Genomic DNA, 21768 nt, shown 5'->3' with positions numbered 1-21768 from the left:
TGTCCGTGCCCCTAGATGAGCCCGTGCTCCCGCAGATAGTCCATCTGCGCCCGCACCGACAACTCGGCCGCGGGCCAGAGCGACCGGTCCACGTCCGCGTAGACGCGGGCGACGACCTCGTCCGGCGACCGGTAGCCGTTCTCGACGGCCGTCTCCACCTGGGCGAGCCGGTGGGCGCGATGGGCGAGGTAGAACTCGACCGCGCCCTGGGCGTCATCGAGGACTGGCCCGTGACCGGGCAGCACGGTGTGGACACCGTCGTCGACCGTCAGGGAGCGGAGCCGGCGCAGGGAGTCGAGATAGTCGCCCAGACGGCCGTCGGGATGGGCCACCACGGTCGTCCCGCGCCCCAGGATGGTGTCCCCGGTCAGCACGGCCCGATCGGCCGGGAGATGGAAGCACAGCGAGTCCGCGGTGTGCCCCGGGGTCGGCACGACGCGCAGCTCGAGCCCGCCGAGGCTGATCACGTCTCCCGCGGCCAGTCCCTCGTCCCCCAGCCGCAGCGCCGGATCCAGGGCCCGCACCTTGGTCCCCGTCAGCTCGGCGAACCGCGCCGCGCCCTCGGCGTGATCGGGATGCCCGTGCGTCAGCAGGGTCAGCGCGACCCGCTTCCCGGCCTTCTCGGCCGTATCCAGCACATTCCGCAGATGTACGTCGTCCAGGGGCCCCGGGTCGATGACGACCGCGAGCTCGGAGTCCGGCTCGGCCACTATCCACGTGTTCGTGCCGTCCAGGGTCATCGCGGAGGCGTTGGGGGCGAGGACGTTCACCGCGCGCGCGGTGGCGGGGCCGGAGAGGACCGCGCCGCGCGGCTGGCCGGGGAGGGCTGCTGCGTCGGTCATGCGGAGGCTCCACCGGTCGGGATGTGCTTGGTGAACTCGTCGTGTCCGGGCCAGGCGAGGACGACCTCGCCGTCCTCCAGGCGGGCCTCGGCCAGGACGGGGGTGAGATCACGTGCGGGCGCGGCGGCGAGGGCGTCGGCGGCGGTCCCGTACGCCACGATCCCGCGCAGGGTCGCGATGGTGGGCGGCATCATCAGCAGCTCGCCCTTGTCGTACCCGGCCGCCGCGTCGGCCGGACGGATCCACACCGTGCGGTCGGCCTCCGTGGAGGCGTTCCGCGTGCGCTGGCCCTCCGGGAGGACCGCCACGAAGAACCAGGTGTCGTAGCGGCGGGACTCGAACTCCGGGGTGATCCAGCGGGCCCAGGCCCCGAGCAGGTCCGAGCGGAGCACGAGCCCTCTGCGGTCGAGGAACTCCGCGAAGGACAGGTCCCTGGCGACCAGGGCCGCCCGGTCCGCCTCCCAGTCCTCCCCGGTCGTGTCACCGACCACGGTGTCCGGGCTGGGGCCGGCGAGCAGGACGCCCGCCTCCTCGTACGTCTCCCGTACGGCCGCGCAGACGATGGCCTGGGCGGAGGTCTCGTCCACGCCGAGCCTCTCCGCCCACCACGCGCGCGTGGGCCCCGCCCAGCGGATCTGCTGCTCGTCGTCGCGCGGGTCCACGCCGCCGCCCGGATACGCGTACGCGCCTCCGGCGAAGGCCATGGAGGTCCGTCTGCGCAGCATGTGGACCATAGGGCCGGCCTGGGTGTCCTTGACCAGCATCACGGTGGCCGCGCGCCGGGGCGTCACCGGCGTCAGCGTGCCCTCGGCAAGCGCCCGAATCCGCTCCGGCCACTCCGCCGGAAACCATTGCCCATTCCCCATGGCCGGAGGCTATCCCGAGCCGGGCGGATGTTCGAGGCCCAACCGCCCCCGCAGGCGTCTCCCGCCCCGTCCCGCACCTGGGGTTCCGCCCCAGACCCCGATCCTCAAACGCCGGAGAGGCTAAAACTTGCACCCGCACCCGGCAACGAACGGGGGCCGTGCCGGTACATCAGATGCCCGTCGCTCACGCCCGGATCGAGCAGCGGCTCCCTGGGAAGCCGACGTCTGATCCAACGGCGACGGGCGGATGTACCGGCACGGCCCCGACCCGCCCACCGGAGCGACACCGCACCCGGTGACACCCCGGAGGGCTACGCGTGCGTGAGCTCGACCTGGATCTCGACCTCGACCGGCGCGTCCAGCGGCAGCACGGCCACACCGACCGCGCTCCGGGCGTGCACGCCCTTGTCGCCCAGCACCGCACCCAGCAGCTCACTCGCACCGTTCAGCACGCCCGGCTGCCCGGTGAAGTCCGACGCCGAGGCCACGAAGCCCACGACCTTCACGACACGCGCGATGCGATCGAGGTCGCCCACGACCGACTTCACCGCCGCCAGCGCGTTCAGCGCGCACGTGCGGGCCAGCTCCTTGGCCTCCTCGGCCGTGACCTCGGCCCCCACCTTCCCGGTGACCGGAAGCTTCCCGTCCACCATCGGAAGCTGCCCGGCGGTGTACACGTACACGCCCGACTGCACGGCGGGCTGGTACGCGGCGAGCGGCGGGACCACACCCGGAAGGGTCAGGCCGAGCTCGGCGAGCTTCGCCTCGACCGCGCCGCTCATGCGGACCTCTCGCGCTTCAGGTAGGCCACCAGCTGCTCGGGGTTGTTCGGCCCGGGCACGACCTGGACGAGCTCCCAGCCGTCCTCGCCCCAGGTGTCCAGAATCTGCTTCGTGGCATGGACGAGCAGCGGCACGGTTGCGTATTCCCACTTGGTCATGTGGCCGACTGTAGCCGCTGCCGACCACCACCTCCCGCCCGAGCCACCCCCCTCCCGCCCGCCTCACCACCACCGCGCCCACCGACCGCATCCGGCCGCATCGCCCCTCCCCGCGAGCAGCTTGTCCACAGCCTCCTGCTTAGTCCGGCGGCGGACTGGTTAGGCTCGAATACGTGAGCAGGCTCCAGGTCGTCAGTGGCAAGGGTGGTACCGGCAAGACCACGGTGGCCGCCGCCCTCGCGCTCGCCCTCGCGACCGAGGGCAAGCGTGCCCTCCTCGTCGAGGTCGAGGGCAGACAGGGCATCGCGCAGCTCTTCGAGACAGAAGCGCTGCCCTACGAGGAGCGGAAGATCGCCGTCGCTCCGGGGGGCGGGGAGGTGTACGCCCTCGCCATCGACCCCGAACTGGCGCTGCTGGACTACCTCCAGATGTTCTACAAACTGGGCGGCGCCGGCCGCGCCCTGAAGAAACTCGGCGCGATCGACTTCGCGACCACCGTCGCGCCCGGCCTGCGCGACGTGCTCCTCACCGGCAAGGCCTGCGAGGCGGTGCGGCGCAAGGAGAAGAGCGGGCGCTTCACGTACGACTACGTGGTGATGGACGCGCCCCCGACGGGCCGGATCACCCGCTTCCTGAACGTCAACGACGAGGTGGCCGGCCTCGCGAAGATCGGCCCGATACACAATCAGGCCCAGGCCGTCATGCGCGTCCTCAAGTCCCCGGAGACGGCGGTCCACTTGGTGACGCTGCTGGAGGAGATGCCCGTACAGGAGACCGCGGACGGGATCGCGGAGCTGCGCTCGGCGAAGCTGCCCGTGGGCCGGATCATCGTGAACATGGTCCGCCCGGCACTCCTCGACGGCACCGACCTGGCACTCGTGGAGGCCGCTCCCCGTGCGGCGATCGCCAAGTCGCTCTCGGCGGCCGGCCTCGGCGGCGCGCGGCGCGGCGGACTCGCCGAACGGCTGGTGGAGCCGCTTCTCCAGCAGGCCGGGGAGTACGCCGAGCGGTACACCCTGGAGACCGAGCAGCGGAGCGTCCTGGCCGAGCTTGGCCTGCCGTTGCACGAACTCCCTTTGCTCGCCGAGGGCATGGATCTGGCGGGCCTCTACCAACTCGCCGCACAGCTGCGTAAGCAAGGGATGTCATGAGTCTGGACCCCGCCCGCGTCCTCGACCTCGACCCGCTGCTCGACGACCCGAAGACCCGCATCGTGGTGTGCTGCGGCTCGGGCGGCGTCGGCAAGACGACCACGGCCGCGGCCCTCGGGCTGCGCGCCGCGGAGCGCGGCCGCAAGGTGGTCGTGCTCACCATCGACCCCGCGCGCAGACTGGCGCAGTCCATGGGCATCGACTCCCTCGACAACACTCCGCGCCGGGTGAAGGGCGTCGAGGGGAGCGGCGAGCTGCACGCCATGATGCTCGACATGAAGCGCACGTTCGACGAGATCGTCGAGGCGCACGCGGACGGCGAGCGGGCGGCCGTCATCCTCAACAACCCCTTCTACCAGTCGCTTTCGGCGGGCTTCGCGGGCACGCAGGAGTACATGGCGATGGAGAAGCTGGGCCAGTTGCGGGCGCGTGACGACTGGGACCTGATCGTGGTCGACACTCCGCCGTCCCGCTCGGCACTGGACTTCCTGGACGCCCCGAAGCGGCTCGGGTCCTTCCTCGACGGGCGGCTGATCCGGCTGCTGACGGCGCCGGCGAAGCTGGGCGGCCGGGCGGGCATGAAGTTCCTGAACGTCGGGATGTCGATGATGACCGGCACCCTGGGCAAGCTGCTCGGGGGCCAACTCCTCAAGGACGTGCAGACGTTCGTCGCGGCGATGGACACCACCTTCGGCGGGTTCCGGACGCGGGCCGACGCCACGTACAAGCTGCTCCAGGCGCCCGGCACGGCGTTCCTCGTCGTGGCGGCTCCGGAGCGGGACGCGCTGCGCGAGGCCGCGTACTTCGTGGAGCGGCTGGCCGCGGAGGACATGCCGTTCGCCGGGCTGGTGCTCAACCGGGTGCACGGCAGCGGAGCCGCCCGGCTGTCCGCCGAGCGGGCGCTCGCCGCGGCGGAGGACCTCGATTCCATCGTCGCGGAAGATCTTGAATCCGGCGCCGCAGAAAATCTTGACGAGGCCCGCATTGTGGATCAGGGGGACGGGAAAGCTGGACTTCGTAACTCTCCCGACACGTACGGCAGTTCAGAATCACCGGCTTCCGAGACACCAGCTCCTGACGAAGGCTCCCCCGCCTCGACGGACAGGACGACCCCCCCGGACAGCACCACCGCTACGGACAGGACCGCCGCCACGGACCCCGAGCGATCCATCGACCAGCTCACCGCAGGACTCCTGAGGCTCCACGCCGAGCGCATGCAGTTGCTCTCCCGCGAGCAGCGCACGCGTGACCGCTTCGCCGCGCGCCACCCGGAGGTGCCGGTGGCCGAAGTGGCCGCGCTGCCCGGTGACGTACACGATCTCGTCGGGCTGCGGGACATCGGGAACCGGCTCGCGGCCCATCGGCACGAGCTGCCCGAAAGCTGAGCCTGCGAGAGAAGCCCGAGGGGGCGCCCTCAGCCCCTGCCGGCCCCCGCGACACCGGACGGGCCCTGGAAGGGCCCGGACGGCCTTGAGGGGCCCGGGGACGACGTCCTTGCCCCCGAAGGGCGGACTCCCCTCAGCCCACGGCCGCGTAGCGCTCGTACACCTCTTCCTCGTCGAGGGGCAGCAGGCCCGCTCCGCGCTCGTACTCCGTACGCGCGGTCTCGAGCAGGCGACGCCACGAGGTGACGGTCGGTCGCCGGCGCAGCAATGCGCGGCGCTCGCGCTCGGTCATGCCACCCCACACGCCGAATTCGACGCGGTTGTCGAGCGCATCGGCGAGGCACTCCGTGCGAACCGGACATCCGGTGCACACTGCCTTGGCCCTGTTCTGCGCTGCTCCTTGAACGAACAGTTCATCCGGATCGGTAGTGCGGCAGGCCGCCTGCGCACTCCAGTCGGTTACCCAGCCCATACCGGCGCCGTCCTCTCCCGAATCGAGGCTCCCCCACGGCGGCAGCGGCATATTCACCGCCGCCAGTTGAGGACGTTACGGAAGGTGGGCACAGCGCAACACCCCCTTCGGGCCCAATCTTGAATGGCCCGAACGGACTATGCGTAAGCGGCAGATCACCCGGGGGAGTGAGCCGAGGACATGCGCGACCATCCCGGCATACCGGGACAGTTCAGTCGAGTCACAACGGGCGCCGAGTGACACACAAGGTTGATTCGGACACACGCTCCACAGGAACGCGGAACCTCCGGAACGATTCGGGGTCGCCGGACGTATTGATACGTGGCCGCACTGCTGTGACAGTTGAGAGCAGCTTAGGCCAAGGCATATACGCGTGTCCGGCGAATGAGAACGTAGGCTGCCCTCATGCCAAAGAAGCGCTCGGGTGGTGGTCTGTCCCCTACGCAGCAGGCCGCCAAGTTCCTCGGTGTCAGCGTGCTCGCGGGCGCCGTCATGGCCGGAATCGCGCTGCCCGCCGCGGGCGCGCTCGGCCTTGCGGCCAAGGGCTCGGTCCAGGGATTCGATGACATTCCGGACAATTTGAAGAGCCCGTCGCTGAGTCAGCGGACCACGATCCTGGACAGCAAGGGCGGCCAGATCGCCACGGTCTACTCACGCGACCGCACGGTGATCGACCTCAAGGACATCTCGCCCTACATGCAGAAGGCGATCGTCGCGATCGAGGACTCGCGCTTCTACCAGCACGGCGCGGTCGACCTGAAGGGCATCCTGCGCGCGGTCAACCAGAACGCGCAGAACGGCGGGGTGTCCCAGGGCGCCTCCACGCTGACCCAGCAGCTGGTGAAGAACTACTTCGTGGAAGAGGCAGGCGACGACCCGACGAAGGTCGCCCAGGCCACCCAGCAGACCATCGGCCGCAAGATCCGCGAGCTCAAGTACGCGATCCAGCTGGAAGAGAAGCTCGGCAAGAAGAAGATCCTCGAGAACTACCTGAACATCACGTTCTTCGGGGAGCAGGCCTACGGCGTCGAGGCCGCCGCCCAGCGCTACTTCTCCAAGCCCGCCAAGAACCTGAACCTCCAGGAGTCGGCGCTCCTCGCGGGCATCGTCCAGTCGCCGAGCCGGTACGACCCGGTCAACGACGAGGAAGAGGCCACCAAGCGCCGCAACACCGTCCTGCAGCGCATGGCCGAGGTGCACGACATCTCGCAGGAGCAGGCCGACACCGGCAAGGCGGCGAAGCTCGGGCTGCACGTCAGCAAGCCGAAGAACGGCTGCATCACGGCGGCCAAGGGCTCCAGCTTCTTCTGCAAGTACGTGGAGAACGTCTTCCTGAGCGACCCGGTCTTCGGCAAGACCAAGGAAGCCCGGGCAAAGGTCTGGAACCGGGGCGGCCTGACGATCCGCACGACGCTCGAACCGCAGTCCCAGGCGTCGATCCAGGCGTCGCTGAAGGATCACGTCAACAAGTCCGACAAGGTCGCCGCCGCGGCCACCCTGGTCGAGCCCGGGACCGGCAAGATCCTCGGCATGGGCCAGTCGAAGCCGTACGGCTACGGGAAGAACGAGACGGAGATCAACTACTCCGTCAACTACGGGATGGGCGGCTCGAACTACGGCTTCCCGACCGGTTCGACGTTCAAGCCGTTCGTGGCCGCGGCCGCGCTGGAGCAGGGCCGGCCGGCGACCCAGGAATACTCCTCGCCGAACAAGATGCCGTACCCCAGCCCCGTGCAGACCTGCGGCAGCAAGCCCTGGACGAACCAGGCGAACGAGCAGGTCCCGAACGAGAGCGCGGACGAGAAGGGCCCGTACCAGCTGAAGGAGGCGATGGCCAAGTCGGTCAACACCTACTTCGTGCAGATGATCTCCGACATCGGCCTCTGCCCGGTGATGGACCAGATCGGCAAACTCGGCGTGGTCCAGGGCAACGGCGACAAGCTCCCCCAGGTGCCCTCCATCGCCCTGGGCGCCAAGGGCATCTCGCCGCTCACCATGGCCACGGCCTACGCCTCCTTCGCCTCCCGCGGCATGTACTGCACCCCGATCGCCATCGAGTCGATCAGCCAGCAGATCGGCGAACGCGAGAAGTCCCTGGACGTGCCCAAGTCGACGTGCTCGCGGGCCATGTCCGAGAAGACCGCGGACACCGTCAACAGCCTGCTGAGCGGCGTGATCGACTCCGGTACGGGCCAGCAGGCCGGTCTCACCGACCGCGCCAACGCCGGTAAGACGGGTACCACCGACGAGCGCAAGAACGCCTGGTTCGTCGGCTACACGCCGAACATGTCCGGCGCGGTCTGGGTCGGCAGCGCCACCCAGCGGGTCCACATGGTGGGCATCCAGATCGGCGGCGTCTGGCACGACAAGGTGTACGGCGGTCAGGTCCCCGGCCCGATCTGGCGGGACCTGATGACGGGCGCTCTCGTGGGCAAGGACTCCCCGTCCTTCAACCTGGTCAACATTCCCGACCCCCAGAAGGACAAGGACAAGGACGAGGACCGCGGCCGCGACGACGGGAACAACGGCCGTCACGGCGGCAACGGGAACGGCAACACCACCAACGGGAACACCATCAGCGGCCTGACCGACGGTGGTCTCACCGACGGCGGAGTGGTGGTCCCCTCGCCTTCCTTCTCCATCCCCGAGGGATGGATCCAGGGCAACGACAACGGCGGCAACGACAACGGCGGCCAGCGCGACTGACCCGTACGCCGGAAACGGCGCGTGCACGCGTGAACGCCCCGTGGGCCAGGATCGACTCCTGGCCCACGGGGCGTTCGGCGTGAGGCGTCAGCCCGCGAGCAGCTGCTTCACCACGGCGGCGACGCGGCCGCCCTCGGCCTGGCCGGCCACCTTCGGGTTCACGATCTTCATGACCTGGCCCATGGCGCGCGGCCCCTCGGCACCCGCCGCCTTCGCCTCCTCGACGGCCTGGGCGACGATCTGCTGAAGCTCCTCGTCGGACAGCTGCTTGGGCAGGTACGCGGCGAGGACCTCGCCCTCCGCCCGCTCCCGCTCGGCCGACTCGGCGCGCCCGCCCTGCGCGAAGGCGTCGGCGGCCTCACGACGCTTCTTCGCCTCGCGGGCGATCACCTTCTGCACTTCGTCGTCGGAGAGTTCGCGCTTGGTGGTACCCGCGACCTCTTCCTTGGTGATGGCGGTGAGGGTCAGCCGGAGCGTCGAGGAGCGGAGCTCGTCGCGCCCCTTGATCGCGGCGTTGAGGTCTTCCTGCAACTTCGACTTGAGCGTGGTCATGCCGTCAAGTGTCGCAGGTGCGGTGATGCGGCCGCCTGTTGATTTCGCCGCGCGCCGGGCAGGCGGACAGAGGCCGCTCGACTCCGTTCGCGCCGTTTCGTCCGCTCTCGCGCGCTTCGTGCCGGGTTGTCCACAGGGGGGCACGCGGGCTCGCCGGGGTCTGACACGATGGACGTATGCGCGCGCGATACGGAGTACCCCTGGGAATCACGGCGGTGGGCGCCGCCGGTCTGCTGTACTCGGCGGGGTTCGAGGCCCGTTCCTTCCGCCTCCGGCGGGTGACGGTCCCCGTCCTGCCGCCCGGGATGCGACCGCTGCGCGTCCTGCAGGTCTCGGACATCCACATGGTGGGCGGGCAGCGCAAGAAGCAGCGCTGGCTGCGCTCCCTGGCCGGCCTGCGCCCCGACTTCGTGATCAACACCGGGGACAACCTGTCGGACCCGGAGGGTGTGCCCGAGGTACTGGACGCACTGGGCCCCCTGATGGAGTTCCCGGGTGCGTACGTCTTCGGCTCGAACGACTACTACGGCCCCAAACCCCGCAACCCCGCCCGGTACTTGTTCGAGAAGGCACAGGGCCGTCATGGGCTGAACGGCAACAAGCCGGTCGTGGGCGCCGTCCACATCCCGTGGGAGGACCTGCGCGACGGCTTCGACACCGCGGGCTGGCTGAACCTGACGAACACCCGGGGGACGCTGAAGATCGAGGGCGCGGAGATAGAGCTGACCGGCCTCGACGACCCGCACATCAAGCGCGACCGCTACGCGCGCGTGGCCGGCGGTCCGTCCGAGTCGGCCGACTTCTCGATGGGTGTGGTGCACGCGCCGTACCTGCGCGCCCTGGACGCGTTCACGGCCGACGGCTACCCCCTGATCCTGGCGGGCCACACGCACGGCGGCCAGATCTGCCTCCCCTTCTACGGCGCCTTCGTCACCAACTGCGACCTGGACACGGACCGCGTCAAGGGCCTCTCCACGCATACGGCGGAGGACCGGACGTCGTACCTGCACGTCTCCGCCGGCTGCGGAACGAACCGCTACACCCCGGTCCGGTTCGCCTGCCCGCCGGAGGCGTCACTGCTGACGCTGGTGGAACGGACGTAGCACGCACCTCTCCGGGCTCCGGGCTCCGGGCTCCGGGCTCCGGGCTCCGGGCTCCGGGCTCCGGGCTCCGGGCTCCGGGCTCCGGGCTCCGGGCTCCGGGCTCCGGGGAATGATCGCTCAGGGGCGTGAGACCGAGACGGTTCGGCGCGCCGGGGATGCCAGCCGGAGGCGGTGCGAGGTTCCGGCGACGGCGGTGCGAGGCTCCGGCGACACGGGCCGCCGGCCTGTACTTGGTCCGGCCAGTCGGCCTGCACTGGGTCCGGCCAGCCCGTGCCGGGACCGGCCGCACGAGCCGGCACCGACGCCGGAGTAACCCACCCAGTCGCCCCATATCGCCCGAAACGCCCCACCCGCTTAGCGTGGGGCCATGATCAACCCCATACCCAGGGACATACCCGACCTCCCCGCTATACCGGGTATCCCCTCGTCGACCCACTACTCCTTCGTCCCCGCGACGGCGGTGGTGGCCCCCACGCGCCGCCCGGCCACGGCGGTCTACCGCGTCCTGGTGGCCCTCGCGGCGGCAGCGGGCGTAGCCATCGACCTGAAGCTGAGCTACTTCACGATCCAGACCAACCTGCTCGTCGCCGTGGTCTTCGCGGCATCGGCCCGCCGGGCCTGGTCAGCCCGCCGACCCCTGCCCGGAGTACTGACGGGCGGCACGCTGATCTACATCTCGATCACGGGCCTGGTCTACCACCTGATCCTGGCGAACGAGTCGACCCCGTTCTCCATGACAGGGGCGGTCGACACGCTCTCCGGCTGGCACGCGGTCGCCAACCAGCTCCTCCACACGGTCACGCCGATCGCCGTGGTCCTCGACTGGCTGCTGCTGACCCGCCCCACCCCGCTGGCGCTCCGCAACGCGGCGACCTGGCTTCTCTACCCCTTCGCCTACCTGGCCTTCTGCCTGGCCCGCGGCGCGATGATGTCGCCCGGGACCCCGGCGCGCTACCTCTACCCCTTCGTCGACGTGGACCGGCACGGCTACGCAGGCGTCCTCGGCAACACCGCCGTTCTCGGCGTCGCCTTCTACGCCCTGGCCCTGCTCATCGTCGCCCTCGACCACGTGCGCCCCGACCCCGTCCGACGCCGCGTACGACGCCCCGAAAACCGGATTTCGTCTCCGGCCACCAGTGGGCTAAAGTAAACGACGTCGCAGCGAGAGCAGCGACAATCGGGGTGTAGCGCAGCTTGGCAGCGCGCTTCGTTCGGGACGAAGAGGTCGTGGGTTCAAATCCCGCCACCCCGACAGCTGGATAGCAGTTCAGAGGGCCTTTACCGGATCGGTAAGGGCCCTCTGGCGTTGCCGCGTGTCTAACTGCGTGACTACCGATCCCTGAGTGCCTACGACCCTCGTCAGTCGGTGCCGAAGATGCCGTCCATGGCCACGGCACCGGTCTGGATCACGGGCCGGATCTGCTTCCGGTAGACCTCCTCCGTCACGGCTGTACCTGAATGCCCGACCAGCCGAGAGATCTCCTCCAGCGGGACGCCCCGGTCGGAGAGCAGAGACACGAAGCTGTGCCGGAGCTCCCGGGGCGTCCACTCGTCTGCGTTGATCCCGTCGATGCCCTTGAGCGCCTGGCGGAAGGCGCGGCGGACGTTGGCGGCGTCGAGCGGCTTGCCGACAGCCGAGGAGAAGACGAGCCCGTGTTCCTCCCATTCCTCGTCGGCGGCGAGCCGGTCCCAGCCCTGATCTTCGAATTGCCGCCAGAGGGCTTCGACGCAGCGCGCCGGCAGGGCGAGCGTGCGCCGGGACTTGCGGGTCTTGGTGTCCCCGCTCCGCCGGACCGAGCGCCACACGGCGATGTGCGGGGGCTGCGGCGGTTCGAAGTCCGGTCGCCCCTTGAGGAAAACGTGGTCCCAGGTGAGGGCCCGCAGCTCCTCGGTCCGGGCACCGGTCAGCAAGGCTACGACGATGTACGCGTACATCGAGGTCCCTTCGGCCCCCTTCAGCACTGCATCAGCCTGAGAGAAGGTGAGCGCCTTGGACGGACGGCCCGCCTGCCCCTGAGGCACCGAGCACAGTTCCACGACGTTCCGCTTCACCTTGTCCCGTGCCATGGCCCGCCTGACCCCGCGGTTCAGGCAGGAGTGGACGGCTTGGAGAGTGCGCGTGCTGAGTGTCTTCGCTTTGGCGGCCAGCCAGCGGTCCACGTCCTCCGCGCTCAGGTCGCGCAGCTTGCGGGCACCGAGGGAGGGAATGACGTGCTTCTGGCACAGGAGCGTCACCGTCTCGACCGTGCTGGGGTCGAGCCCCGCCAGGCCGTACGTCAGCCAGTCCGTCACCGCGTCCTTGACCGTGTAGTTGGTGGGCGCAATGGCGAGGCCGTCTTCGTGGTCCCGCAAGACCTCCTTGAGCTTCTGTTTCGCCTCGGTCTTGGTCTTGCCACTCCCCCGCTTGACGATCCGCTTCCCGCTCGGGTCGAACCCGAGGTTGGCTGTGGCGATCCAACGCTGTCTCTTCTCGTCCCAGTGCAGGCCGCCGTCACCACGACCACGACGCATAGCCATCAGGCGGCCTCCCCCAACTGGTTCTGTATGAAAGCCCGTACCGAGTCCACAGGTATGCGGCGAGCGCCATCGATCTTGATGGAGACGAGCCGGCGACTGCGGATCAGGTCGTAGACCTTGGAACGACCGACCTTGAGTCGCGCCATGACGTCGGCCACGGTCAACAGCTCTTCGTCATGCATGCGTCGGTGCTCCTTCCGTTCCGAGTGCGGGTTCAAGGGATGCGGAGAGCCAGGCTTCGGCGGAGGAGAGGCCTGTTCCGGCGAAGAACCAATGCGAGACGACGAGTGTTGTGTCGGGCTCACTTCCGTTGGCCAACGCGGCTTGCTCCCGGCGCCATTCAGCACGGGCATCGCGAAGAGCGCCGAGGGTGGTGGAGTAGCGGCGGGACTTGGTGGAGAAGTGACCGCGGAAACCGAGCATGTGGGCCCAAGCCCGGAGCCGGAGATCTTCTAACTCCTTGCGCGCGCCGAGGGTCCAGGCGGTGCGGATCAACCGGCGAGCGTGCTCGCTGATGTCGAGCTGGGCGAGTTCGGCGAGGAACCTGAGCGGACGGTCGACAGCTCCCGTGGCGGTCTCGGCGCCCTTGGTGGCGTACTTCGCGATGTAGGAGGCGACGGCCCGCTCGGTCAGCTCCTGACCGCCGTCGAAGTCGGCGGAGCGGATGGGGCGGACGTCGAGCTGACGACCGAAGGTGAAGGTGTGCGCGCGTCCGTCGATAGTCGGACCGCCCACGCGGACGACAGCAGCAGCGGAGCCGATGGCGTCGGCGAGCAGCTCGGTGGTTGCCCAAGCCGGGGGCGGGGTGTCGCCACCCTCGGGACCGTCGATGCGGATGACCGCGTGGAAGTGGACCGCACCGCGCTTCTGGTACTCGGCGACCTTGGCGAAGGAGACCCGGGCGAAGTCCGTGAAGTCTCGCTGGGTGAGGCCAGCCCGCTTGGCTATCTCCCGGCGGAGGTAGATGGAGAAGCGCCGCCAGAGCATTCCGGCGTGCGCGTTCCACAGGACGGCGCCCTCGTAGTCGTACGTCGTCGGGTCCAGGGGTGTGCCGAGCGAGTCGTCGTCGGCGTCGTGCAGGAGTCCGCAGCGGCAGGCGCGGACGGTGCCGCGTCGGTCTGTGGGCCGGTTGTGGACGGGGCCGAAACCGGGCGCGGTGAAGGTGGCGAACACCTTCGGGTGCCGGGTGACGGTGTCGGGGGTGCCCTTGCCGCCCCGCAGTCCGGCGGTGATCAGGTGGAAGGTGTCCCGGCGGTAGGTCTCCGCGCAGGCCGGGCAGCGGGTCGCGCGGCGGTTGTTGCAGCGCACGAGGAGGTTGCCTGCCGGGAGCGAGGCCGAGTCGAGGCGGTGAAGAACCCGGCCGATCTCACCGGTTCGGGTATCGACCGCGTGCTCGACGCGGTGGCCGTCCAGGCGCACAGGCTGTGTACAACCGCCGATGCCTCGGAGTTGTTTGACGAGGGCGGGCATGCCACCCAGGGAGACGAGCGCGCCCAGTTCTTCGACTGGGGGCGGGACGCGTCCGGTAGTAATGGGAACTGTCCTTTCGGTTTCGGTCGGGAGGTCCGCGCCTGCCGGGGCGGCGGGATGCTTGGCGGTATCGAGGCCGCCCCGGCAGGCTGGTCAGCGCTTGTGGGCGCTGTTGAGCAGGGAGCGCAACACCAGGGCCGCGATGGAGACGGAGACGGCCGTGATGGCGACCGTGGCCAGGAGTGCGGTCAGCACGACTCCGACGACGAGGACCGCGGCGACGGCGCTCGCCCCACGGCCGACGAACGGCGCGGCCGGGCGGCTGGCGGACGCCATCGGGGCGTGAGCGCAGGAACAGGTGACCGGGGCGAGGTGGTGCTCGACCGGCATGGCGGACGTGTGCGTGATCGGTACGGGAGCCGCGTCGGGCATCTTCGGGCGGAGCAGCATGGGGTTTCTCCTTTCAGCGATGGGTGCCGTCGACGACGTCGACACCGGAGCGGGTACCGGATTCGATGGCCGGGGCGAGGAAGGTCTGAGAGAGCAGGAAGCCGAAGAGGGCGATCACGACGGCCACCCACATGCGGACGCCGAGGAACTTGATCGCGGCCCAGGAGATGACGCCGAGGACGAAGACGAGGGGGAGGCTGACGGTCACGGCGGTCTCCTCAGCGGCCCGAGCAGCGGTGGGTGCGGGCCGCCAGCTCGGCGGCGGCGCGGCTGTCGTAGTCGGTCGAGAAGCCGCAGCGCGGTGCCGTGCAGGCGGCGGTGTGCTTCTCTCGGCCGCGGCTGTCGTAGTAGGTGGCGACCTGGACGGGGCCTATGCGGACGATCCGGCGGAAGCGAGGGTTGGCAGCCATCAGGGCAGTTCCTTCGGGTTCTCGTGGTTCTCGCCGGTGAAGTCGGCGACGTGGTCGAGCAGCCACCGCCGGATCTCCTCGCCCTCGATGTCGTCGGCGACGAGGATCACGGGTTCGGCGATGAGCATTGCTTCGGTGAGGCGGTTCTGTCGGGTCAGCTCGGCGGCGCGGTTGAGGGCGCGGAGCGTTGACGGACGCATGGGTGGAAGTTCTCCCGGGTTCAGGTGAGTTGAGTGGCGATGGCTTCGGCGAGCGGGGCTGGGACGCCAAGGCGGGCTCGCAGGGTGTCGGTGTCGATGGGTGCGCCCGTCCGGGTGCGGTGCTCGGCAGCCACCTTTCGGGCGTGGTCGACGAGCGCGGTCGGGAGCCGATCTGCCGGTGGAACGGCAAGCGCGGGACGCGAAGCAGGGGCAGCAGGCCGGGACGCAGGCGCGGATGCAGGGAGTGATCCCTGTTGCACCGCTTCGTTCGTCGGCTCGTCGTTCTGTTCACGCGGGTCCGGGGCCGGATCGGCGGGTCCGTGCGCAAGCAGCGTTCCGCCGAGGAAGGCGACCGCCGGCCAACCGGCCACGACAATGCGGAGCGAGGCAGGAACGTGGTGGAGGTCGAGGAGCCCGGCCGTCGCGACGTTGGCGCCGAGACTGGCGGTGAGCGCGACCAGGAACCAGCACCACCCGGCCGCCTTGGACTCCCCCGACCTCAGGCGCCTCCAAGCCGCCACCAACAGCAGATCGACGCTGATCGGGTAGGCCCACGCCTTCCAGCCGTCCTGTCCCGCTGCGACGGCCAGGTCGTGAAGGTGGGCGAAGGACAGCGCGGCAGCGATGACCGCTTGGACCAGTACGGCGTCCACGCGGACCGGAAGGGCGCGCGGTGCGGAGCGCTCGGCCACGCTGATCACGTCCTCTCGTTCGGTTTCGGGCATGGCGGGGGTAGGGACTTGGCGCGAGGCGGTCGCGCCGGCCGGTGGGTTGGTGGGTCAGCCGGTCGCCGGGTGCGGCTTGGTCACAGTGATCGGGACGTCCGCGGGCGATGCCGGGACGTGCGGCCGGAACGGCTTCAGGGCCGACACGTCGGGGGCGAGCTCGGCAGTCTCACGGCAGATGGCCGCGGCGTCGCCGAGGGACAGGTACGGAGTGCGCATGCGTCCCCAGCCGCCGGACGTGTCGCCGGACACGGCCAGGCCCGGACGGTCAGCGGGAATGGTGGCAGCGACGCCGACCGCTTCGGGGGCGATGTCACCAAGGGCCATTTTCGCCGAGGCCTCGTCGTTGACACGGTGGCAGACGCGGCCCGTCAGTTGAGCGCGGAGCATGGTCGCGCCCTTGCCCAGCTCGGCGCCGAAACGCTGGCCGCAGATCTCCAGGTAGATACCTGCGGCCCGCCCGAGCTGGGCGAGTCGGATCAGCTGGGTCACCATCTCGTCGCGTCGTTCCTCGTCCTTGCGACTTGCCACGAGGAAGAGTTCGGCCACCTCGTCGACGAACAGCACGATCGGCGGCGGCCGTTCGGCATCCGGTAGCCCCCACACGTCAGAGGTGATCTCCTCGTCAGGCGTGCCAGGCGCGATGCCCTGGCGTGTCTTGATCAGGTCGTAGCGATCCTCCATTTCCTGGACGAGGACGGGCAGCAGCTCGGCGGCTTCATCAGAGTCGGTGGCCAACGCCGACAGTCGAGGAGCGAAGGGCGCCAGCTCGACCCCCCGCTTGCAGTCGATGCCGACCAGCGCGACCGGTTGAGCGGCCAGCCCTGTCAGCAGATTGCGGAGGAACATCGACTTCCCCGACAAGGTGGCGCCGAGGACGAGTTCATGAGGAACGGCCCGGTAGTCGCGGACGAACACGGTCGCGTCCTCCCGCAGAGCCACCGGCACGGCGAGGAGGTCGTGCCCCGCACTGCGAGGCATCTTCACCTTGCGCAGCACGTCGAACCCGACCAACCGCAGCTCGACCACGCCCGGCTTGATCTCACGGACGTGGACCGCGTGAACGCCCCAAGCGTGCCGCAGCCGCTCACACGAGGCCGCCACGTCCGCCGGCTCCTGGCCGGGAGCCAGCCGAAGCCGAACCCGCAACCCCGTGGAGGTGGGACGAATCAGCCCGCGGCGCGGAGGCACCGGCCGAACCTCACGACGGGTCGTGGCCCGCACCGCCAGGGCCCGCAGACGGGACGGCTGGACCGTCAACCCGCACGCCTCCATGGTCGAGCTGTACGAGCCGACCAGCCGAGCCACCGACACGGGCAGCCCGACCGTGGCCCAGTAGACCGACGGATGCGCCTTCCGGGCGTAGACCGCCCCGCCTAATAAGGCGAGGGGCCCACCCAGCTCGGCCAGGGTCATCAGCTCGGACACGAGATCAGTTCTCCTGTCCGACGGGGAAGGCACCCGGGACCACGGCCGCCGCACGGTAGGCGATTCCGTGACGGGCCTGCCCGCTGAAGACGCTCTCCCAGGGACGAGCGACGAGGCCCGGAAGGGAGACCGGAGCACCGACGGCCAGGCCACCCGTGACACCGCTCTCCGGGACGGTCACCGCGATGAGCGACGACTCCCCCTCGTCGATGTAGACGACGCCGACCTTCATCAGCGCCTCCCCGCTGACCGCGTCCTTGGCGATCTCGCCTGTCTGCCGGTCCTTGACCTTCGGCTCGGGGGCCTCGGTCAGCAGGATCGTCGCGGACGAGGTCTCAACTCGAATTGCACGCACAGAACTTCTCCTTCATCGACACCCGCCAGACAACCTGACAGGTTGACTTAGCAAGTTCGAAGTTAGAGATGCCAGGTTGACTTGTCAAGTCACTTGAAGGGCTCAGCGGCGGCACAGGCGCGATCACGAGCGCACGATGAGAACAGCGCCTCCCGGAAGGACAAGCAATGAGCGAAGTCCCCGACAACCAGAACCCGCACACCCAACCACCGCAGGCTTGGGGCCCACGACCAGCCGCTACGCCACCGCCTCAACCGCGCCAATGGGCCGAACCCCCGCGGGCTTCTCCTTCGAACCAGCCGCCTGCGGGACCGCCGGCGCCTCCCAGGAAGCGCCACCGGGTGTTCTTCTGGTTCTTCCTCGCGGTACAGATCCTCTTCCTGGTGTGGGTCATAGCGGGCGCAGCCAGCGGAAACGGGACAGATGAATCCTGCTCAGGCCTGACAGGAGACAGCCTGAAGATCTGCCAGGACGCCGGCGACGTGGGCACCACGATCGGGGTCGGCCTGATCATCGGCCTCTGGGTGGCCGCGGACTTCATCCTGGCCCTCACCTACGTGATCTACCGGCTCGCCCACAGGCAGCAGCGGGCGTAGCGCCGACAACGCTGAGACTCCTCGCGATCAGGGTCAGTCGAGGCGGTATGTCTCTTCGAGTTCTTGCCGGGCAGCCGGCAGCAAGATATCCGTGACCTGCAAGGCTTGCCCCGACGCGTCACATGCAAGGACAAGCACGGACAGAACCGGTTCCCCTTCAGGCATTTCGAGGAGATCCGCTTCCTCCTTGCTCGGGATACGCGCCGAAAGTCGCTCCATGACGTGGTCGAATCGGATCTTCTTGCGCGCTTCGAGGTGCACACGCAGCCCCTCGCCGAGCAGAGCCGAGTCGGCGAGTTCAGTACCCTCCGCCATGTCGACAGAGAAGTAGGAAGAGGAGAGCTCAACCGGCTCTCCATCCGCTTCGATCAGCAGTCGCCGAAGGAGCACTTGCGTCTTCCTGGGCACACCCAGGAGCGCTGCAACTCGGGGCGGAACAGGCACCTGACGGACTTCGACGAGGCGCCCCGGAGCCTGATCCTCCTGACGGTCGAGCACCTCCCGGCCACGCCGGACCTTCTGCTCAGCCGCTTCCGGCCGCCCGCGGACGATGGTTCCGAATCCCTGCCGGGACTCCAGCCAGCCGTCCCGCTTCAGCAGCTCCAGCGCGCGGACGACCGTGGGCCGGGACATTCCGAAGGCTTGGACCAGCTGATTTTCACTCGGGACCCGGCTCCCGGGCGGGTACGTACCGTCCTCGATACGCCCCTGGAGCGTCTGCGCCAGCCGCACATACTTGGGTGCAGCCACCTCGTACGCCATAGCCCCGCCTAGTGAGAATCCGCCAAGTCAACCTGTCAACCAGCCTACTCACGCGAGCGGGTACTGAACACCCGAAGACACGCAGGCGCCGAAGGCGGGGATCGACTTCACGGCTTCCAGGCTTCGTCGATCTGGAACCACACGACGGTCCCGCCGAAGCGACTGGGGCCGGCGGCCCAGGAGTCCGCCAGCGCGTTCACCAGGCAGAGCCCGCGGCCGTGCGCATCGTTGGCTCGGGGGCTGCGGAGCCGAACGTCCGCCGGGAAGCCCGGGTTGTGGACATCTACCCGCAGGGACTCCCCCAGGCGCGACCACTCGACCCGGACCCGCCAGGGTTCTTCGGCTTCGCCATAGAGGATCGCGTTCGTCACCAGCTCGGAGAGCATCAGTACGCAGTCGTCGATCGGGCAGGCCAGGTTGTACAGGGCGGTGAACTTCCGGAACCATCGCCTGGCCCGAGCCACGGACTCGGGCACGGGATAGAGGGTCATACCCCCGATCGGCGTTGGTCCGACAACCGCGGCTCCGGACTCTTCACGCGCATCCGTCATGAGCACCACTACTCCTTACCGGTGCCGTCACAGTCGAGACAGCGCCGCTTGGACGTAGCACGGACGCGAGCATCAGTGGCGGAGAGCGCCAGGGCGGAGCGGGAGCCGACGTGCTTCCACCCTCGCCCCCGGCATCCACGGCAGACCGCTTCCCGCGAGACGTGCCGTAACTCCCCGCACTCCTGGCTCACGTCCGTGCCCCTTCCGGTCAAGTGGCCTTAGCCACTTACTGGATAGTGGCATTAGCCACTCGGAGCCACAAGCGATTCTCGGAGAGAAGGCCGATTTTCTAGCTGATCGGGTAGCCCTGCTCGAACGCCCAACGCCCAGGCGGGTACGTGGCCTCAGCGAACTCAAGAGGTCGGTCCTGCAGGTCGTAGACCACGTGATGGACGATCAGAACAGCCGCCCCGGGTTCAAGTTCAAGGTCAGCAGCCTCGTCCTCGGTCGCCAGCCGGGCACACATCCGGTCTTCGGCATAGCTTCCCTGCCGACCCGTGACGCTCTCGACGTACATGAGCGTCCCCTCCTGGATCCGGTCAGGATCACAGAGCTTGGGCGCCCGATCGCCGACATCGGCACCGAACCACGACGTGGAGATGGTGATGGGACCCGACTCGTTCTTGGTGACGCGTCGACGGTGAACGGCTTGGGTTCCCTTCGCCAGGCTCAACGCCTCAGTCACGTAGTTGGGGGCCTTCAGCCAGCCGGCGGACGTGATGACCGCGTACTCACCCGGCGTGTAGATCTTGCCGGTCTGCTTGGCGCGGCCGTAGAGCTCTCGAGCACGCCGATTCACCGCGAGGCCCCGCACGTAAGTGCCCGAACCCTGACGCTTCTCGACCAGACCTTGGTGACTCAGAGCCTCCAGCGACCGCGCCGCCGTCGGGCGTGAAACGCTCCAGTCGGCGGCCAGTTGACGTTCCGACGGAACCTCGTCACCAGGCCGCAAGTCGCCTCGCAGAATCTGATCGCGAATGTGGTGTGCGATCTGGAGGTACTTGGGCTGGGTCTCTTCGATCTGCGGCATCGGAGCCCCTCCCTAAGTGGCTATGACCAGTAGCCACTATAGGGTGAGTGGCCAGCAGGGGAACCCGTACGCTGCGAGGGTGACCCGCTTGATCGTGGCAGCCGGAGGAGGGGGCGACGCAGTCGCCGCCGCAATGCTCGACGCAGCCCTCTACGGGGGTGACGGCAGTCCGGCGCTGATCCTCACGTACGCGTGGGACCGCCTCCTGATCGACCCAGTGCCGGGACCCCGAGGGCCGGCGAACTTCACGGGTCTACGCCCCCTCACACGAAGCGTCTGGACGGTCCCAGCCGACGCACGGCCCATCGCCCCCGCGGGCTCCACGCTCCCCCGCCTGGCAGCCGAACTTCCCCACACCTTCGCCCTGATCGACCCCACGCACGGCGCCGAGGGCGTCACCCGCCAGCTCGAAGAACTCATCGAGCACCTGGCTCCCGAGTCGATCGATCTCCTGGACGTGGGCGGCGACATCCTCGCCAAGGGCGACGAACCCACCCTCCGCAGCCCGCTGGGCGACGCCCTCACGCTGGCTGCATGCTGCCAAGTCAACGCGCCCGTGCGGCTCTTGGTCGCCGGTCCCGGCTTGGACGGAGAGCTCCCGGCCGAGCTTCTGGCCGACCGCATGGGCCCGGCAATCCTGACGCTCACGGCGGAGCATGCCGAACCGGTCAGCTCGGTCCTGGAGTGGCACCCGTCCGAGGCGACAGCGATGCTGGCGGCCACGGCCCGCGGAGTCCGAGGCCTCTGCGAGGTCAGGGACGCCGGTCTACCGGTCCCGCTCACCGACGAAGGCCCCACCGTCCACGAAGCGGACCTGGACGACGCCCTCAACCGCAACGAGCTCGCGCGCGCCATCCTCGCAACGGAGACTCTCGCCGAGGCGGAGCAGTACAGCCGCGAGGTCTGCGGGTACTCAGAGATCGACTATGAGCGCAACAAGGCCAGTTGGCTCGGCAGCCAGCCGGAACAGAAGCTCGACCCTGAAGCCACGCTCCGCCAGCTCGACGAGTTCGAGGCTCAAGCCCGCGACCGCGGCAACACCCACACGACGTTCCGCAGGATCACCGAAGCCCTCGGCCTCAACGGCAAGCAGCGCCAGGACCTCAGAGCCCTTCTGCTCAGCAGCCGTCCGGAGCAGTACGACGCCCCACTGTGGCGCATCCCCACCGAAGCCTGAGTAACAACTTTCTCTACTGGTTCAAGGCCCGCGCATAGCGCGGGCGCGCGCCGCCTCGATGGCGGGGCCGCCGCCTGTCT

26 protein-coding genes and 1 tRNA gene are annotated in these 21768 nt (G+C 69.1%); 8 read left to right on the top strand and 19 right to left on the bottom strand.

The genetic code is table 11. The features are described 5' to 3' along the window. Positions 1-11 precede the first annotated feature (11 nt). The 4 genes from ACFWBT_RS23960 to ACFWBT_RS23945 all read right to left on the bottom strand — a co-directional run bounded on the left by ACFWBT_RS23960 (position 12) and on the right by ACFWBT_RS23945 (position 2648). Positions 12-842 (bottom strand): MBL fold metallo-hydrolase, encoded by an 831-nt coding sequence (locus ACFWBT_RS23960; RefSeq protein WP_266761068.1) that lies wholly within the window; start codon positions 840-842, stop codon positions 12-14. Next, positions 839-1708 carry an NUDIX hydrolase gene (locus ACFWBT_RS23955; RefSeq protein ID WP_385703690.1) on the bottom strand — a complete coding sequence of 290 codons (870 nt, stop codon included), beginning with the start codon at positions 1706-1708 and terminating at the stop codon, positions 839-841. Before ACFWBT_RS23955 ends, ACFWBT_RS23960 begins: the two co-directional genes overlap by 4 nt. Positions 1709-2019: 311 nt before the next feature. Then, the gene (locus ACFWBT_RS23950) at positions 2020-2490 is read right to left on the bottom strand and encodes a RidA family protein (RefSeq protein WP_261704750.1); all 471 of its coding nucleotides are present in this window, start codon (positions 2488-2490) and stop codon (positions 2020-2022) included. After that, entirely contained in the window at positions 2487-2648 is a 162-nt protein-coding gene (locus tag ACFWBT_RS23945) for a DUF4177 domain-containing protein (RefSeq protein WP_143608830.1), read from the bottom strand. Before ACFWBT_RS23945 ends, ACFWBT_RS23950 begins: the two co-directional genes overlap by 4 nt. Before the next feature lie 173 nt (positions 2649-2821). On the opposite strand from ACFWBT_RS23945, the gene ACFWBT_RS23940 reads away from it, so the two are divergent. Both ACFWBT_RS23940 and ACFWBT_RS23935 read left to right on the top strand, forming a co-directional pair. Further along, positions 2822-3799 (top strand): ArsA family ATPase, encoded by a 978-nt coding sequence (locus tag ACFWBT_RS23940; protein ID WP_385703687.1) that lies wholly within the window; start codon positions 2822-2824, stop codon positions 3797-3799. Next, a complete protein-coding gene (locus ACFWBT_RS23935; protein WP_385703684.1) occupies positions 3796-5184 on the top strand; it encodes an ArsA family ATPase in 1389 nt (462 codons plus the stop codon). Before ACFWBT_RS23940 ends, ACFWBT_RS23935 begins: the two co-directional genes overlap by 4 nt. A 133-nt stretch (positions 5185-5317) precedes the next feature. Here the strand turns inward: ACFWBT_RS23935 and wblA are convergent, their stop codons facing one another. After that, on the bottom strand, positions 5318-5656 hold the full coding sequence (gene wblA / locus ACFWBT_RS23930) for a transcriptional regulator WblA (protein ID WP_028799159.1): 339 nt from the start codon (positions 5654-5656) through the stop codon (positions 5318-5320). Between the two features lie 405 nt (positions 5657-6061). On the opposite strand from wblA, the gene ACFWBT_RS23925 reads away from it, so the two are divergent. Beyond that, on the top strand, positions 6062-8362 hold the full coding sequence (locus tag ACFWBT_RS23925; RefSeq protein ID WP_385703681.1) for a transglycosylase domain-containing protein: 2301 nt from the start codon (positions 6062-6064) through the stop codon (positions 8360-8362). 87 nt (positions 8363-8449) lie between these two features. On the opposite strand, the gene ACFWBT_RS23920 is transcribed toward ACFWBT_RS23925, so the two are convergent. Then, the gene (locus ACFWBT_RS23920; RefSeq protein ID WP_356464658.1) at positions 8450-8914 is read right to left on the bottom strand and encodes a GatB/YqeY domain-containing protein; all 465 of its coding nucleotides are present in this window, start codon (positions 8912-8914) and stop codon (positions 8450-8452) included. A 176-nt stretch (positions 8915-9090) separates the two neighbouring features. Here ACFWBT_RS23920 and ACFWBT_RS23915 point away from each other — a divergent pair, with 176 nt between their 5' ends. The 3 genes from ACFWBT_RS23915 (at position 9091) to ACFWBT_RS23905 (ending at position 11269) form a co-directional block, all read left to right on the top strand. Then, entirely contained in the window at positions 9091-10017 is a 927-nt protein-coding gene (locus ACFWBT_RS23915) for a metallophosphoesterase (RefSeq protein ID WP_385703679.1), read from the top strand. A gap of 367 nt (positions 10018-10384) precedes the next feature. After that, positions 10385-11167 carry a Pr6Pr family membrane protein gene (locus tag ACFWBT_RS23910; protein ID WP_385703676.1) on the top strand — a complete coding sequence of 261 codons (783 nt, stop codon included), beginning with the start codon at positions 10385-10387 and terminating at the stop codon, positions 11165-11167. A 28-nt stretch (positions 11168-11195) separates the two neighbouring features. Beyond that, a tRNA-Pro gene (locus tag ACFWBT_RS23905) sits at positions 11196-11269 on the top strand. Positions 11270-11376: 107 nt separating this feature from the next. Here the strand turns inward: ACFWBT_RS23905 and xerC are convergent. The 10 genes from xerC to ACFWBT_RS23855 form a co-directional block, all read right to left on the bottom strand. Beyond that, positions 11377-12534, bottom strand: a complete 1158-nt coding sequence (gene xerC, locus ACFWBT_RS23900) for a tyrosine recombinase XerC (protein ID WP_385703673.1) — start codon at positions 12532-12534, stop codon at positions 11377-11379. After that, complete coding sequence (locus tag ACFWBT_RS23895; RefSeq protein WP_385703671.1) at positions 12534-12716, bottom strand: helix-turn-helix domain-containing protein; 183 nt, start codon at positions 12714-12716, stop codon at positions 12534-12536. Before ACFWBT_RS23895 ends, xerC begins: the two co-directional genes overlap by 1 nt. Beyond that, positions 12709-14004, bottom strand: a complete 1296-nt coding sequence (locus ACFWBT_RS23890) for a replication initiator (protein WP_385703669.1) — start codon at positions 14002-14004, stop codon at positions 12709-12711. The genes ACFWBT_RS23895 and ACFWBT_RS23890 overlap by 8 nt, the downstream gene beginning before the upstream one ends. Positions 14005-14157: 153 nt before the next feature. Beyond that, positions 14158-14451 carry a SpdD protein gene (locus tag ACFWBT_RS23885; RefSeq protein ID WP_385703712.1) on the bottom strand — a complete coding sequence of 98 codons (294 nt, stop codon included), beginning with the start codon at positions 14449-14451 and terminating at the stop codon, positions 14158-14160. A gap of 16 nt (positions 14452-14467) precedes the next feature. Continuing rightward, positions 14468-14662, bottom strand: a complete 195-nt coding sequence (locus tag ACFWBT_RS23880; RefSeq protein WP_385703667.1) for a hypothetical protein — start codon at positions 14660-14662, stop codon at positions 14468-14470. A gap of 10 nt (positions 14663-14672) precedes the next feature. After that, complete coding sequence (locus ACFWBT_RS23875; protein ID WP_385703665.1) at positions 14673-14864, bottom strand: mobile element transfer protein; 192 nt, start codon at positions 14862-14864, stop codon at positions 14673-14675. Then, positions 14864-15064, bottom strand: coding sequence for a hypothetical protein (locus ACFWBT_RS23870; protein ID WP_385703662.1), 201 nt, complete (start codon positions 15062-15064; stop codon positions 14864-14866). Before ACFWBT_RS23870 ends, ACFWBT_RS23875 begins: the two co-directional genes overlap by 1 nt. A gap of 20 nt (positions 15065-15084) precedes the next feature. Next, positions 15085-15789 (bottom strand): DUF2637 domain-containing protein, encoded by a 705-nt coding sequence (locus tag ACFWBT_RS23865; RefSeq protein WP_385703659.1) that lies wholly within the window; start codon positions 15787-15789, stop codon positions 15085-15087. A gap of 54 nt (positions 15790-15843) precedes the next feature. Then, positions 15844-17217 (bottom strand): FtsK/SpoIIIE domain-containing protein, encoded by a 1374-nt coding sequence (locus ACFWBT_RS23860; protein WP_385703657.1) that lies wholly within the window; start codon positions 17215-17217, stop codon positions 15844-15846. Positions 17218-17221: 4 nt separating this feature from the next. Further along, complete coding sequence (locus ACFWBT_RS23855) at positions 17222-17572, bottom strand: hypothetical protein (protein WP_385703654.1); 351 nt, start codon at positions 17570-17572, stop codon at positions 17222-17224. 341 nt (positions 17573-17913) lie between these two features. On the opposite strand from ACFWBT_RS23855, the gene ACFWBT_RS23850 reads away from it, so the two are divergent. Continuing rightward, the gene (locus tag ACFWBT_RS23850; RefSeq protein ID WP_385703651.1) at positions 17914-18168 is read left to right on the top strand and encodes a hypothetical protein; all 255 of its coding nucleotides are present in this window, start codon (positions 17914-17916) and stop codon (positions 18166-18168) included. Positions 18169-18201: 33 nt separating this feature from the next. On the opposite strand, the gene ACFWBT_RS23845 is transcribed toward ACFWBT_RS23850, so the two are convergent. From ACFWBT_RS23845 to ACFWBT_RS23835, 3 genes are all read right to left on the bottom strand, one after another. Beyond that, positions 18202-18930 (bottom strand): GntR family transcriptional regulator, encoded by a 729-nt coding sequence (locus tag ACFWBT_RS23845; protein WP_385703648.1) that lies wholly within the window; start codon positions 18928-18930, stop codon positions 18202-18204. A 107-nt stretch (positions 18931-19037) separates the two neighbouring features. Next, on the bottom strand, positions 19038-19421 hold the full coding sequence (locus ACFWBT_RS23840; RefSeq protein ID WP_385703645.1) for an ATP-binding protein: 384 nt from the start codon (positions 19419-19421) through the stop codon (positions 19038-19040). Positions 19422-19770: 349 nt separating this feature from the next. Beyond that, the gene (locus ACFWBT_RS23835; protein WP_328553435.1) at positions 19771-20511 is read right to left on the bottom strand and encodes a GntR family transcriptional regulator; all 741 of its coding nucleotides are present in this window, start codon (positions 20509-20511) and stop codon (positions 19771-19773) included. 133 nt (positions 20512-20644) lie between these two features. Between ACFWBT_RS23835 and ACFWBT_RS23830 the strand changes: the two genes are divergently transcribed. Next, positions 20645-21688 (top strand): DUF1152 domain-containing protein, encoded by a 1044-nt coding sequence (locus ACFWBT_RS23830; protein ID WP_385703710.1) that lies wholly within the window; start codon positions 20645-20647, stop codon positions 21686-21688. Positions 21689-21768 lie beyond the last annotated feature (80 nt).

The organism is Streptomyces sp. NPDC060027, from assembly GCF_042737005.1.
GTDB lineage: Bacteria > Actinomycetota > Actinomycetes > Streptomycetales > Streptomycetaceae > Streptomyces.
This window is presented reverse-complemented; position numbering and strand designations above follow the sequence as displayed.

What these genes read in the sequence shown, in the direction of transcription:
- ACFWBT_RS23960 (WP_266761068.1), bottom strand. Translation starts at nt 842, where the DNA reads ATGACCGACGCAGCAGCCCTCCCCGGCCAGCCGCGCGGCGCGGTCCTC.
- ACFWBT_RS23955 (WP_385703690.1), bottom strand. Translation starts at nt 1,708, where the DNA reads ATGGGGAATGGGCAATGGTTTCCGGCGGAGTGGCCGGAGCGGATTCGG.
- ACFWBT_RS23950 (WP_261704750.1), bottom strand. Translation starts at nt 2,490, where the DNA reads ATGAGCGGCGCGGTCGAGGCGAAGCTCGCCGAGCTCGGCCTGACCCTT.
- ACFWBT_RS23945 (WP_143608830.1), bottom strand. Translation starts at nt 2,648, where the DNA reads ATGACCAAGTGGGAATACGCAACCGTGCCGCTGCTCGTCCATGCCACG.
- ACFWBT_RS23935 (WP_385703684.1), top strand. Translation starts at nt 3,796, where the DNA reads ATGAGTCTGGACCCCGCCCGCGTCCTCGACCTCGACCCGCTGCTCGAC.
- wblA (WP_028799159.1), bottom strand. Translation starts at nt 5,656, where the DNA reads ATGGGCTGGGTAACCGACTGGAGTGCGCAGGCGGCCTGCCGCACTACC.
- ACFWBT_RS23925 (WP_385703681.1), top strand. Translation starts at nt 6,062, where the DNA reads ATGCCAAAGAAGCGCTCGGGTGGTGGTCTGTCCCCTACGCAGCAGGCC.
- ACFWBT_RS23920 (WP_356464658.1), bottom strand. Translation starts at nt 8,914, where the DNA reads ATGACCACGCTCAAGTCGAAGTTGCAGGAAGACCTCAACGCCGCGATC.
- ACFWBT_RS23915 (WP_385703679.1), top strand. Translation starts at nt 9,091, where the DNA reads ATGCGCGCGCGATACGGAGTACCCCTGGGAATCACGGCGGTGGGCGCC.
- ACFWBT_RS23910 (WP_385703676.1), top strand. Translation starts at nt 10,385, where the DNA reads ATGATCAACCCCATACCCAGGGACATACCCGACCTCCCCGCTATACCG.
- xerC (WP_385703673.1), bottom strand. Translation starts at nt 12,534, where the DNA reads ATGGCTATGCGTCGTGGTCGTGGTGACGGCGGCCTGCACTGGGACGAG.
- ACFWBT_RS23895 (WP_385703671.1), bottom strand. Translation starts at nt 12,716, where the DNA reads ATGCATGACGAAGAGCTGTTGACCGTGGCCGACGTCATGGCGCGACTC.
- ACFWBT_RS23890 (WP_385703669.1), bottom strand. Translation starts at nt 14,004, where the DNA reads ATGCCCGCCCTCGTCAAACAACTCCGAGGCATCGGCGGTTGTACACAG.
- ACFWBT_RS23875 (WP_385703665.1), bottom strand. Translation starts at nt 14,864, where the DNA reads ATGGCTGCCAACCCTCGCTTCCGCCGGATCGTCCGCATAGGCCCCGTC.
- ACFWBT_RS23870 (WP_385703662.1), bottom strand. Translation starts at nt 15,064, where the DNA reads ATGCGTCCGTCAACGCTCCGCGCCCTCAACCGCGCCGCCGAGCTGACC.
- ACFWBT_RS23865 (WP_385703659.1), bottom strand. Translation starts at nt 15,789, where the DNA reads ATGCCCGAAACCGAACGAGAGGACGTGATCAGCGTGGCCGAGCGCTCC.
- ACFWBT_RS23845 (WP_385703648.1), bottom strand. Translation starts at nt 18,930, where the DNA reads ATGGCGTACGAGGTGGCTGCACCCAAGTATGTGCGGCTGGCGCAGACG.
- ACFWBT_RS23840 (WP_385703645.1), bottom strand. Translation starts at nt 19,421, where the DNA reads ATGACCCTCTATCCCGTGCCCGAGTCCGTGGCTCGGGCCAGGCGATGG.
- ACFWBT_RS23835 (WP_328553435.1), bottom strand. Translation starts at nt 20,511, where the DNA reads ATGCCGCAGATCGAAGAGACCCAGCCCAAGTACCTCCAGATCGCACAC.
- ACFWBT_RS23830 (WP_385703710.1), top strand. Translation starts at nt 20,645, where the DNA reads ATGCTCGACGCAGCCCTCTACGGGGGTGACGGCAGTCCGGCGCTGATC.